The sequence below is a fragment of the Mucilaginibacter sp. P19 genome, from assembly GCF_050632265.1.
GTDB classification, from domain to species: domain Bacteria; phylum Bacteroidota; class Bacteroidia; order Sphingobacteriales; family Sphingobacteriaceae; genus Mucilaginibacter; species Mucilaginibacter gossypii.
In genome coordinates, this window is the sequence record NZ_CP192586.1 from 3987236 (window position 1) to 4000995 (window position 13760).

Sequence of the window (13760 nt, forward strand, 5' to 3'; positions counted from 1 at the left end):
CAAGAATAATCACCGGTTTCGTGTATATTTTAAACACATACTGAGAATATGCAGTTAACAAATTATACAAACCCCGGCAGCATTTTTCAAGCCGCTGGGGGCTGGTAGCTTTAATGAATTATTTACTGATCGGCGGTGATAGCGCGCGAAATCAACTGGTGAGTATGCAATTAAATTATATGCCTGATAAAAGCCCCCTTTTAAGTTAACAAACTGTTTATCAATTAAAAAAGTAACTTTTTATTAAATAAACCATTTATGCAAAAACGCAAACGTTTGCGTAAATAATTAACGGAATTGGAGATAAAAAAGGCAAATCGAATACTATAATTGGCAATTGATACGCGTATTCTTTTATTAATTTTAATTAAACCCTCTTTTACCCCAACCGAATTAGAAAATATTAAACCTTGAAAATATGACGGCATTTAAAACTCTTGGACAATTTATTATTGAACGGCAAAAAGATTTTCCTTATGCAAAAGGCGAGCTTTCGCGGCTACTTCGTGATATTGGTATCGCTGCCAAGATAGTAAACAGGGAAATTAATAAAGCCGGCCTGGTAGATATTTTAGGTGATGCCGGCTCCTCCAATATCCAGGGAGAGTCACAAAAAAGCTTGACATTTATGCCAATGAGCAGTTTATAGCAGCATTAAGAAGCGGTGGGGAATGTTGTATAGTTGTTTCGGAAGAAAATGATGAGTACCTGGTTATAGATTCGGATATTTCAAACGAAGCAAATTACGTTGTTGCACTTGATCCTTTAGACGGATCATCCAATATCGATGTCAATGTAGGTGTAGGAACTATATTTTCTATTTACAGACGAAAATCAGACACAGGGAAACATTCTACAAACGAGGATGTATTACAGCTTGGTACCGAGCAGGTAGCTGCAGGATATGTCATTTATGGATCTTCAACGATGCTTGTATATACCACAGGCAAGGGTGTTAATGGCTTTACCCTTGATCCTTCAATCGGCGAGTTTTGCCTTTCGCACCCTAACATGACTGTTCCGGCAGCAGGAACAATTTACTCAATAAACGAAGGCAATTACATTCATTTTCCGGATGGGGTAAAAAAATATATTAAATATTGCCAGGTAGAAGATCCGGACACTAACCGACCATATACTTCCAGGTACACAGGATCGATGGTTGCGGATATACACCGGACCTTAATAAAAGGCGGAATTTTTATTTATCCCCCTACTACAGGCGCAAAAAAGGGAAAACTGCGGCTGATTTACGAGTGTAACCCTATGGCTTATATTATTGAGCAAGCCGGTGGCAAAGCATCAGATGGATACAAAAGAATTATGGAAATTGAAGTAAGGGAACTACACCAGCGATCCTCAATATTTATTGGCTCAATGGATATGGTGCTCAAAGCCGAAGAATTTATGTCATCATTTTCTCCAAAATTATTTGTGAAATCATTTGAAGGAGAAGTTAAAATTCAATAAGAATATTGAAAAAAGCGCGATAGTGACCACGTTATGCACCAGCTTTTTGTAAAGCTGCTTTCACAATTTAATGCTTTAATTGCAAGTTAAAAATACTGGGCAAAACTTGGTTTTAAAGTGACGTAAGACAATAATCGACGAAAATTGTTTTTTCTTCTGAACTAAAATTGTCATCCAAATGTCATGAAGTGTGAAGTACTTCACAACTATACGTGTCACAAATACACATAACTTTACAGGCTCAAACAACAGAATCGACGTTTTTGAACTATTTAAGCTTTTAGTCTATATCTTTAGGAAAAAATCAACGGTAATTTTTAATATAAGACCGCGTTTCGAGGGCTTAATTAAAAATTATAACATGCAAAAAACAAAATCCTTAAAAAAAATGACTTTTGGCAGTTTGGCACTGAGCGCAATTATCCTCATCGGAAGTTGCTCCAAAAATGCAGACCAACCAGTAACCGTTCCAATTAATGATTTAAACGCCAGCAAAAGCCTGGCAACAACAGCCCCCACCGTCTACACGATGGCCACATCTTCAATCCGGTTAGATGAAGGTTACGCTTACAAATTCAGCCCCGTTCAGGTAAGCGGCGATTCAAACACGCAGCCAACAGCATCAACACTCCAACTTTATGAAAATGGTGTTGCGTTAGGTCCGGCCCATTCTCTTCACAGTGACATCAGGACCCTTGGTAAAGGTCGTTACAGCCACTGGGATACCGGATTGTATTTCTCAACTTCCGACAACAGCAGCCCTCTGACAAACGGAAGAAAGTACACTTACACCCTTACCGGTACGACTACCACTACCACAACTGCTCCAACTACAAGTACTTCAACAACAACCGCATCAGGTTCTGTTTTGAGTACAGTATTAACCGGTTACGCTGCTGTTAATGGTACTACTACCGGTGGTAAAGGTGGTACTACAGTAACTGTAAACACACTGGCTGCGTTCAAATCTGCTGTGTCAGGCAGTTCGCCCAAGATTGTGTATGTTTCCGGTACAATTAGCGGATCAGGCTTAACTCCTGTGTATGTTGGTTCAAATACCACCATCATCGGTAAAACCGGCGCCGTTTTATCAAGCCTGAACCTTTACCTGTTTACTGTAAGCAATATCATTATCCAAAATGTTACGTTTAGAAATTACGTAACCGAATGCGGTGTTTACGTTAAATTCCAGTCGAACCACGTTTGGATTGACCATTGCGATTTTGCAACAGACCGCAGCCATGGCTGGGATTACTGGGGTAAAGACATCGGTGTTGCCGAAGGTTCTGACTACGTAACCATTTCATGGAACAAATTCCATGACACCTACCTGTCATTGCTTATTGGTTCAGTAACAAGCGATGCTGTTACAGCCAACACCGGCAAACTACACGTTACATTGCACCACAACTACTGGTACAATGTGTCTGAAAGGGAGCCAACTTTGGTATTCGGTACCATCCACATGTACAATAACTACCACTTAAACAATGATGGTTATTCCATCGGTGCAAGGTACGGTGGTACAGTAAGGACAGATAATGAATATTTCTCAGGCTGCAGGAAGCCACTTACTACTAACTTAGATGGCGACCCTGTAGGTTACTTCAGCGGTATATCAACCAACATTTATTCTAATTGCGGTGCCAACGACATCACCTCATCTTTATCAAGTTGGGTACCGTCTTACGCTTATAGTACGTTGCTTGATGCTGCTGCAAACGTTCCGGCAGTGGTAACAGCAGGTGCTGGCGTTAAAACAGTAAATTAACTAAATTATTCACCCCTATGCTAAGTGAAAGGCCGCTTTATGAATTATCATAAAAGCGGCCTTTCCCTTTTTATTGATCCCGGCTCCGATACAATATTCAATTCTCACGCAGGGGTTCCTGGTTTTTACTGAAGTATTGAACGTTAGCTGCAGGGCTTAATCTTTTTTCATAAAAGCCACGATAGTATCTGTATACAAATCGGCTCCTCTGCCGTTTAAATGCGCCCTGTCCGAATAGTATTCTGGGTTTTTAAAATATACATCGTTGGTAAAATCGTGAAAAATAACCTTGTTACTGTTACAAATACTTTTCAATTTTAAATAGGAATTCTGTTGGGTATCATCGTTATACCTTGGCGATACAAAAACAAACAATTGAATTTTTTGCCGCTTACATTCATTTATAAACAAATTCAGTGCATTTACATTATCGGCCGATATGCTGTCTGAATATGGCTTAAGCGATGTATGGGTTGAAACCCGGCTGACGTCCATTTTATTATCCAAAGGATTAAATCCCATGACGGTGTTTCCTGATGATAAAAAGTAATGCTGAAATATAGAAACCACCTGGCCATTGTAGCGATATGTTTGAAGATGACTTTTTATTAGCTCCAACCGGTCTTTCTTTTCAATCATATTGCCGATAACATACGATTGTTTTAAATAAGGCAGTAAAATGGAAAGCCTGTTCTTTTCATCTTCCTTTTCACTTAACACATCGCTCGTTACATCTAATACAACAACCTTAGGAACGTGGTGCTGTAATGCCAGTTCAAAAATTGCTGTACTATATAAAAGCCCTTCGCCATCCCGGCCGCCATTAAAACAACTTAGGTGTAAACCATCCTTTATAATCGATGAGTTATAATGATGAGAAGCTCTTGAGCTTCCCAAAACCAACACATCTTCATTTAAATTATACACAACGTGATTAGCGACAGCGTATTCGCCGGAAACCTGGTGTGTAAAAAAATAATAAAGGAACATACCGGCTGCCTGATCAACAGCCACAAAAGCCACAATCATCAATAACAACCTGATAAAAAACTTATTGCTGTTTTCTTTCAACTGCTTCATAATTTAAAACTGAAAGTAAATGAATTGTCCGCCGTCAAAAACTCCAAACAACAGGATTATAAAAACCAACCCTAAATAGGAAGCCATACGGATCCCCCAATTTTCATTGTGAAGAAACCGGAATGAATGAAGGCCATATTCCTGCTTTACTTCGTAAAAAAACAAGGCGGCTATAGCCATCAAGTCATACAAAAAATAAGAAGGTTCGCCTATGAAAAAGCCGGGTTTATAAATAAAAACACCTTTTAACAAACCCAAGGCCTGCTCTAATGATACAGCCCTGAAAAAGATCCAGCTTATAGTAACCAGGAATATTGTAAAAGATATATTTAAGAAATTGGCAAATACTCCGCTGCCTAACCCTAATTTACTTGCTGTTGCCGTCCTCCATTTCTGCGTTACCATTCCGCAGATGAGGTAAAACCCGTGTAAAGCGCCCCAAACAATAAATGTCCAATTTGCGCCATGCCACAAACCGCTGATCATAAACACGGCAAATAAATTTAAATACAACCGGCCTTTGCTAACCCGGTTGCCTCCTAAGGGGATATACACATAATCTTTAAACCACGTAGAAAGTGATATATGCCACCTGCTCCAAAATTCGCTTATGCTTTTTGCAAAATAAGGTCGTTTAAAATTTTCCATCAGTTTAAAGCCCATCACCCTGGCACTGCCTATCGCAATATCCGAGTAGCCCGAAAAGTCGCAATAGATCTGGACGGCAAAAAACAATGAAGCAAGTACAATTGTGGCCGAGCCATGTTCAGGATAATTGTTAAAAACAGTTTTTACATATAAAGATAACCTGTCGGCAACAACAACCTTTTTAAAAAAACCGATCAACATTCGTTTTAACCCTTCAGAAACATCCAGGGCATTAAAATGATGTTCGGTTTTAAATTGCGGTAACAGGTTTTGAGGACGTTCAATAGGGCCGGCAACTAATTGCGGATAAAACATCACGTATAAAGCATAAATACCGAAATGACGTTCGGCCTTTTGATGGCCCCGGTAAACTTCAATAGTATAACTCATGGCCTGAAAAGTGTGAAATGACAACCCTATCGGAAGCAGGATCTGTAAAAACGGAATTGGGTTAGTGTACCCCATCCAGTATAGCAATCCCGATAAATTGGCATTAAAAAAATTAAAATACTTAAATACCGCCAGTACGCCAATATTTGCCGTAAGACTTAATATTAACAAAAGCTTCTTCTTCTTAAGGTCATTAACTTTTTCCAGGTAAATGCCCGCGGTATAGTCGATAATTATTGTAAAAAACAGGATGAGGATATAAATGGCTTTAAAGAACATATAAAAATAGCAGCTTGCTATAAGCAACAGCAGCCACCTAAATTTATGCGGCACCAGAAAATATAAAGCCGTTACCACAGGAAAAAACAGCAGAAAAGTAAATGAGTTAAATATCATCGCCAGGTTCTTTTTGGTTAATTAAACCTAACTGAAAATAAAATGATATAAAATAGCGGCACTGCGATCGTAAATCATTCTGTAAAATCAGGCAACAAACTTCACAGCCAAAATCTGATCAGCACATTGCAAGTTCAGGAATACATGCACTGTAACCCCAAAGTGAATTGATTCTCCAACCATTTGATAAAAAACCTTCAACCGGCTTATCATATAACACAACAACTAAAATGTAAAGCGATTTATATCCTTTTACAGTTTAAACGTGTAAAATGGCGTCAGATTTACAATTTACGGGCAATTGAACTTAGCTCATACTTAATTGATAGTCAATTAAATAATTTTACTCACCAAGTAACAAATAAACTTAATTTATCATTTAAAGACCTAAAACTATGTGCGGAATTGTTGGTTACATCGGATCAAGAGATGCGTGGCCCGTTGTGTTGAACGGCCTCAAACGATTAGAATATCGTGGTTATGATAGCGCCGGTATTGCTATTATAAATAATGTAGGCTTCAGCGTTTATAAAAAAACCGGAAAAGTGGCATGTCTTGAGGAGCACACAGCCGATAAAGACAAGAGCGGGCATATTGCCATAGGACATACCCGGTGGGCCACCCATGGGGCCCCATCTGATGCAAATTCGCATCCGCATAGCTCAAATGATAACCGCCTGCACATTATCCATAACGGGATTATCGAAAATTACCTGATCCTTAAAGAAGAACTGCTTGCTCGCGGGCACACCTTTAAAAGTGAAACAGATACCGAAATCCTGATCCACTTAATTGAGGAAATTCAAAATATCGAACAAACTGATTTATTGGAGGCTGTCCGATTGGCTTTAAATACAGTGATAGGTGCTTACGCTATAGTTATCCTGGACCGGGAAAACCCCGATCAGCTGATCGCCGCCCGAAAAGGCAGTCCATTGGTTATTGGTGTTGGCCATGGCGAATATTTTATTGCATCAGATGCCACTCCTATTATCGAGTACACCAAAAACGTAGTGTATTTAAAAGATAACGAAATAGTACAGGTTAAACCCAGTGGGCTTTTAATAAAGAAGCTTGATAATGTTGTTCAAACCCCATTGATCCAGGAGTTGGAATTAAAACTTGAATCGTTAGAAAAAGGCGGCTTTGAGCACTTTATGATGAAGGAAATCTTTGAGCAGCCGCGTTCTGTAAGGGATTGCATGCGTGGCCGCATCTTTCCGCTTGAAGGCAAGGTTGAGTTAGGTGGCATTAAACAATATACCGACAAGCTTAAAAATGCCGAGCGAATAATTATTATTGCCTGCGGTACCTCGTGGCATGCCGGCCTAACAGGCGAATACCTTATTGAAGAATACGGACGCATTAAGGTAGAAGTTGAATATGCTTCCGAATTCAGGTACCGTAATCCCATAATTACTGATAAGGATATTGTAATGGCGGTATCCCAATCGGGAGAAACTGCCGATACATTAGCCGCCATTGAGATAGCTAAAGAACGGGGTGCAACCATCCTGGGGATCTGCAATGTTGTTGGCGCTTCAATTCCGCGCGTAACTGATGCAGGAGTTTACACCCATGCCGGCCCGGAAATAGGCGTTGCCTCGACAAAAGCCTTTACAGCGCAGGTTACTGTTTTAACTTTAATTGCTTTATATATTGCACAGCACAAAGGTACTTTAACACCAGGCAGGCTCACCAATTTATTAACGGAGCTTGATACCATACCGGATAAAATACAAATGCTGCTGCAGGATAATGAATTGATTGAAGACATTGCCTGCAAAATAAAGAATGCCCCTAACTGCCTGTTCTTAGGACGTGGTTTCGGTTTCCCGGTAGCTTTGGAAGGAGCTTTAAAACTGAAGGAGATCTCCTATATCCATGCCGAAGGTTATCCCGCCGCCGAAATGAAGCACGGGCCAATCGCGTTAATTGACGAGCAGATGCCGGTGATCTTCATCGCCACAAAAAACTCATCGTATGAAAAAGTGATCAGCAATATACAGGAGGTTAAAGCCCGGAAAGGAATAGTTATAGCTATTGTCACCCGTGGTGATGTTAAAGTGAAAAACATGGCCGATTACTGCATTGAAATACCCGACGCCGACAGAAGCCTTTTTACCACTGCTGGCTACTATCCCGCTACAACTTCTCTCCTATCACATAGCCGTAAAACGGGGCTGTAATGTTGATCAGCCCCGTAACCTGGCCAAATCGGTTACTGTAGAATAATTCGTAATAATTAACCAACAAACTCCATAAAAAAAGCAGGCTCAGGTCTGCTTTTTTTGTGCTGTTACTACTGGGTGTAACAACTGTTATATGAAAGTGTAGCCCAAAATGCCCAACTCAGATGCTTTTTTCTCAACCCTTTACACATGCCTGTATTGCTGCTTTACATGTTCTGTAAAGACTGAGATACAGGTTTACAAAAAAGCGGCAATCAGCTAAAACCGTATACTATCGATGCCCAAATAGATAAATTTGACTAACCAAATAAACCAGTTCAAAATAGTTCCCTAAACTCTCTTAAACTATTGATGATGAAAAAAATTAATATATACTGTTTCATTACAACATTGCTATTGATAACCGGATGTGCCGGAAGTCGGGATCTTGTTTACTTCAGCAACATGGCAAATACGGGTGCTGCAAACAACAATACAAACGGAACAGTAGTCATTCATCAGAAAGACATTTTAAATGTAACTGTTACCAGCTTAAACCCCGAATCGAACATGTTGTTCAATGGCAACAAAAATGTGGGCTTAAACAATCAATCAACCCGCGGCGGATATAAAGTAAACGAAAATGGATTTGTGAATTTACCACTTATAGGTGACTATAAAATTGAAGGGCAAACCATTGAGGAAGCACAAAGCGAAATAGGTAAAAAACTATCGGCTTTTGTTAAAAGCCCGGTAGTTGACATCCAGCTGCTGAATTTTAAAATAAGCGTTATAGGCGAGGTTAACAAACCATCAACATTTATAATAACCGATGAAAATGTAAACTTACTTGAAGCATTAGGTATGGCCGGAGATATGACAGTTTATGGACGCAGGGAAAATGTATTGGTGATCCGCACAGAAAACGGACGCAGAACAATGAACCGCCTTAACCTTAATAAAGTTGAATCAATGGATTCGCCTTACTTCAACCTTAAACAAAATGATATCGTTTATGTGGAGCCCGACAAATCAAAGGCGGTTGAGTATAGCCAAAGCACTCGCTTAGCACCAATAGTAGTAGCCTCAATTTCGGCATTGGCCGTATTGGCGGCAGTACTTTTAAGAAGATAAAATACAGTTTTAGAGATACCTAAGAATAGCTGACATGGATAACAATTTTATTTTAAAAGAACCTTTGCCGGGCAACAAGTTCAGGAACAACGTTAAGCCTTATTTAAATGGCTGGTATTTATTCCTGATAAGCATGGTTATCTGTTTTGCAGCAGCCTGGACATACCTTAACTATGTTACCCCGCTGTATAAAATAACAAGTACACTGCAAATCCCCGATGATAAAAAAGGCGATGGTATTTTAAAAGCTACTGCTTTCAGTGACCTGAACATGTTTCAGGAAACTAAAACCGTAGATAATGAAATGGAGGTATTGCGATCAAAAGATTTGATTTATAGCGTATTCAAAAAACTTAACCTGGAAACTTCCTATTTTGATGAAAGCGGCTTTAAAGTAAAAGAACTGTATGGTAATGAGCTGCCTTTCACCGTTACGATAAAGAGAATAGGGAAAACCGGCTATTTGAAAAAACTATATATCCAGCCATATTCACAAAGTAAGTTTTTGTTAAAAGAGGAAACCAAAACATGGATTTACAGCTATAACCAACTGGTTAATCACAAGGATTATTCCTTTAAAGTAGAAAAAGGCCCGGCCCGTGCAGATAACGAAACCCCTATACTGATCCAGTTTAAAAACCTTACCGGGCTGGCAGCAGCTTACAGCGCTGGATTATTACAGGTTAACCCTGTAGTTAAAGAATCAAACACCTTAACCTTAAGCCTGGTTGATGCTGTGCCCGAAAGAGGGATTGATATTCTTAACAACATCATATCTACCTATAATGCCGAAAACGTTGTTAAGAAAAACGTTACAGCCGTAAACACCATATTATTCATTGATAAACGATTACATGATTTAGAACAGGACCTGTCATACACCGAAGGTGACATTGAAACTTTCAAGCAAAGGAATGGAGCTGCAGAGATCAATGCAAGCACACAGGTAAATCTGACAAAATCTGCGGAATATAATCAACTGCTTGAAGAATCAAATACTCAGTTGGGTATTGTGAATTCCATTGAAGCATATTTAAAAAACTCGGCTAACCAATATGATGCTGTACCCAGTACCATGGGATTGAAAGATCCGGCGTTAAATACACTGGTTAGCCGTTTCAACGACCTGCAATTGGAAAGGAACCGCATGCTGGGCAGCGCAAACCTAGCCAACCCTCTTATTCAAAACCTGAGCAGCCAGATAGCCAGCCTTCGCGTAAATATCATGGAAAATCTCAATAATATTAAAAAAGGCTTTTCTATTAGCCACAAATTACTTAGTCAAAATTCTGCACAGTATGACTCCCGCATCCGCTCTGTCCCGTCGCTTGAACGGGGGCTTTTGCAGCGGAGCCGTGAACAGGGGTAAAAACTAATTTATACCAGTACCTGTTGCAAAAAAGAGAAGAAACAGCGTTGTCGCTATCAGCTACAATTCCTTCATCGCAATTGATTGATAAACCTGCCGCTAATCCGATAGCTGAATTTCCTAAGCAACAACTCACCTATTTATTCGCTATTATAGCCGGGTTGTTCATACCGGGAATTTTCATCTTCCTGAAAGATAAATTTAGCCTGAAAATCAGGAATCAGTCAAGCCTGTTGAATATAAAGGGAGTAAAGATCCTAGGCGAATTATGCCATAATAACGAAGGTCAAAGCCCGGTAGTAATTTCTAACGGTAGCAATACCAACATTTCAGAACTATTCAGGTATATCAGGAGCAATATTGGCTTCCTGAACCAGGGAACGCAGCACAAAACGATGCTTGTTACATCGTCTATGAAAGGCGAAGGCAAAACCTTTTTTAGCATCAACCTGGGCTTAACGCTTGCCATGCTCAATAAACGCGTATTAATTATGGAGTTTGATTTGCGTAAGCCCGATTTGCTTAAAAATATCAACATGGAGCAAACCAAAGGCATTACAGATTTTTTAATGGGTGACACCAATTCACCGGCCGAATGCATCCAGGCCTATAATGAATCAGATAACCTTTTTGTAATGGGGAGCGGTAGTAAAGCAATTAACCCTGCCGAGCTATTGTCAGATAAACGGCTTGACCTGCTTTTTAACTGGTGCAAAACTGAGTTTGATTATATCGTACTTGACACATCGCCTGTTGGTGCCGTTGCCGACGCTTTTAGCCTGGCCAAATACGCCGAGTTGAGTATTTATATTGTACGGTATAACTATACTAATACCGAGCAATTAAGTATCCTCAGAGATATTTATGATAATGATAAACTAAATAACCTTATGGTAGTGTTTAACGATGCGAAAAAAGAAAACCGGGAGGCCTATGCCTATGGCGGTTATGGATACGCATCAGCATATGGCAGTTGATAACCATCATTTTTACAATGGTATAAGGTTAATGCTAATTTGTGTTTTAAACTTTTAGTTAGACTGTTTATTTGATCGCCGCTGTTCCATGTGACTGGATTGGCGGAGCCGTAAGCAACATAAGTTGCAGTTGTTATGAACCAATAACCGGGTAAAACCGGAGAACTTTATAAGCCGTTAGCTTGCCTTTTTACCGCCTGACCAGTGTGACTGGATTGGCGAAGCCGCAGAGAGACTAGAACGCCTGTTATATTCTATAATAAACGGGAAAAACCGGCGAATATTATAAACCATTAGTTCGATTATTTTTTATTAACCGCCTAACCATGTGACTGGATTGGCGGAGCCACAGCCAACACAGGCTGCGTCTGTAATAAATCAGATAACCAGGTTAGTAATTTTCAAATACTATTTTTTAAAACCATCATCACTTGCGCCATGTGAGTGAGTTGGCGAAGCTATAATAAGCCCTTATTAATTCCCCGATCCAACTTTATTCATTTTATGGAAACCCAATTAAGAACACCGCAATTTCGCATGACAAATTATCATGAAAAAAATGGCTTGTTATTTACACCAAGCCCCGATGGGAAAAAAGGTGGACAAGCTTTTAAAGCAAAATGGCATTGAATGCTATTGCCCGGTCAGAGATGTAGTAAGCCAATGGTCTGACAGGAAAAAGGAGATCAGTGTCCCTCTGTTTAGCTCCTACGTATTTGTTCATGTCGATGCTTATGAGCAGTCAAGGGCACTTTATGTAATGGGGGCGTTAGGCTTTGTTTACTATATGGGTAAACCTGCTGTAGTGAGGGACAACGTAATAGACGAGATCAGGACAAATCTTGTACGCTACAAAGACATGGAAATTGTGAGCCTTAACAACCTCACTGTTGGTGATACAGTTAAAATAAAAGATGGCGCTCTTGTAAATCAAATGGGTAAGGTGCTGCAGATACAGGGCAAAAATGTATTAATGATTTTTGAAACCATCAATTGCGCTTTGGTAACACGTGTTTCAATCCAAAACTTATCAGTTCATAACATCAGCAGAAATCATGAAAATTGAGAATTACCAACCTAAATTAGGCATTATCGGTCTTGGTTATGTAGGCTTGCCCCTGGCCGTTGAATTTGCAAAAAAATACAAAGTTATTGGCTATGATATTAATGTAAGTCGCATTAATGAGCTCAAATTGGGCATTGACCACACTTTAGAGATCGACTCTGACCAATTAAATGCAGTAATTACGCCTGTTTGCACAACCGCAACCGGTTTATACGTTACTGATGAAATTGAAAAACTACAGCAATGTTCCATATTCATTGTAACTGTGCCAACCCCTGTTGATAAAAATAACCGGCCGGATCTCTCTCCGTTAATAAATGCCAGCAGGGTTGTAGGCAAAGTGTTAAAAAAGAATGATATCGTAGTTTACGAATCAACCGTATATCCTGGGGTAACAGAAGATGAATGTATGCCTATTTTAGAAAAAGTATCGGGGCTTACCTATAATGTTGATTTTTTTGCAGGCTACTCGCCTGAAAGGATCAATCCCGGAGATAAATTACATACCGTTTCAAAAATCCGCAAAATTACATCAGGCTCTACTCCGGAAACAGCCGAAACTGTAGATAAGCTTTACCAATCAATTATTACAGCCGGCACATTTAAAGCGCATTCGATAAAAGTAGCTGAGGCTGCCAAGGTAATTGAAAATGCGCAACGCGATATAAATATTGCATTTGTGAACGAGCTGGCCATGATCTTTAATAAACTGGGTATCGATACCCATAAAGTATTGGAGGCAGCGGGCACTAAATGGAACTTTCTGAATTTTCGCCCGGGCCTTGTTGGCGGCCACTGTATCGGGGTTGACCCATATTATCTTGCACAAAAGGCCCAGGAAGCAGGTTATCACCCTGAAATTATTTTGGCTGGTCGGCGTATCAACGACTCTATGGGTGCATATGTTGCCGATCAGTTTATTAAACAGATGATTTGTCGCGGTACTTCAATAACAGATAGTGAGGTGCTTATACTTGGTTTCACATTTAAAGAAAACTGCCCCGACGTAAGGAATACCCGTGTGATAGACATTGTTAAACGGTTGAAGGAGTATAAGGTAAAAGTGCATATCCATGATCCCTGGGCCAACGCGGCACATGCTAAAAAAGAGTATGGCATCATCTGCGAAAACGGCGAATCAAAAACCCGTACCTATGATGGGGTTTTACTTGCGGTTGCCCATGAGGAGTTTAAAGAAATGAATGTAAAAGCGCTTTGCAAACCTAATGCCGTATTGTATGACCTGAAGGCGTTTTTACCGGAAGAGGTTGTTAACGCCCGGCTTTAA

The 13760-nt window shown here is 39.9% G+C and carries 8 protein-coding genes and 2 pseudogenes; 8 read left to right on the forward strand and 2 right to left on the reverse strand.

From position 1 onward, the window contains the following. Positions 1 to 418: 418 nt before the first annotated feature. Positions 419 to 1470 (forward strand): annotated as a pseudogene (gene fbp / locus ACQ86K_RS19255) (class 1 fructose-bisphosphatase). Positions 1471 to 1831: 361 nt separating this feature from the next. Continuing rightward, complete coding sequence (locus tag ACQ86K_RS19260; RefSeq protein ID WP_091162547.1) at positions 1832 to 3241, forward strand: pectate lyase family protein; 1410 nt, start codon at positions 1832 to 1834, stop codon at positions 3239 to 3241. A 156-nt stretch (positions 3242 to 3397) separates the two neighbouring features. On the opposite strand, the gene ACQ86K_RS19265 is transcribed toward ACQ86K_RS19260, so the two are convergent. Both ACQ86K_RS19265 and ACQ86K_RS19270 read right to left on the reverse strand, forming a co-directional pair. Then, a complete protein-coding gene (locus tag ACQ86K_RS19265; RefSeq protein ID WP_431198572.1) occupies positions 3398 to 4321 on the reverse strand; it encodes a hypothetical protein in 924 nt (307 codons plus the stop codon). Between the two features lie 3 nt (positions 4322 to 4324). Further along, the gene (locus tag ACQ86K_RS19270; protein WP_091162545.1) at positions 4325 to 5755 is read right to left on the reverse strand and encodes an MBOAT family O-acyltransferase; all 1431 of its coding nucleotides are present in this window, start codon (positions 5753 to 5755) and stop codon (positions 4325 to 4327) included. Between the two features lie 395 nt (positions 5756 to 6150). On the opposite strand from ACQ86K_RS19270, the pseudogene glmS reads away from it, so the two are divergent. The 6 genes and pseudogenes from glmS (at position 6151) to ACQ86K_RS19300 (ending at position 13760) form a co-directional block, all read left to right on the forward strand. Continuing rightward, positions 6151 to 7990: pseudogene (glmS, locus tag ACQ86K_RS19275) on the forward strand (glutamine--fructose-6-phosphate transaminase (isomerizing)). A 401-nt stretch (positions 7991 to 8391) separates the two neighbouring features. Further along, positions 8392 to 9060, forward strand: a complete 669-nt coding sequence (locus ACQ86K_RS19280) for a polysaccharide biosynthesis/export family protein (RefSeq protein ID WP_223266065.1) — start codon at positions 8392 to 8394, stop codon at positions 9058 to 9060. Positions 9061 to 9094: 34 nt separating this feature from the next. Further along, complete coding sequence (locus ACQ86K_RS19285; protein WP_431198573.1) at positions 9095 to 10429, forward strand: GumC family protein; 1335 nt, start codon at positions 9095 to 9097, stop codon at positions 10427 to 10429. A gap of 23 nt (positions 10430 to 10452) precedes the next feature. Next, positions 10453 to 11406 (forward strand): polysaccharide biosynthesis tyrosine autokinase, encoded by a 954-nt coding sequence (locus ACQ86K_RS19290; RefSeq protein WP_431198574.1) that lies wholly within the window; start codon positions 10453 to 10455, stop codon positions 11404 to 11406. A gap of 586 nt (positions 11407 to 11992) precedes the next feature. Next, positions 11993 to 12472 (forward strand): UpxY family transcription antiterminator, encoded by a 480-nt coding sequence (locus ACQ86K_RS19295; protein ID WP_431198575.1) that lies wholly within the window; start codon positions 11993 to 11995, stop codon positions 12470 to 12472. Next, positions 12462 to 13760 carry a nucleotide sugar dehydrogenase gene (locus tag ACQ86K_RS19300; protein WP_091162540.1) on the forward strand — a complete coding sequence of 433 codons (1299 nt, stop codon included), beginning with the start codon at positions 12462 to 12464 and terminating at the stop codon, positions 13758 to 13760. The genes ACQ86K_RS19295 and ACQ86K_RS19300 overlap by 11 nt, the downstream gene beginning before the upstream one ends.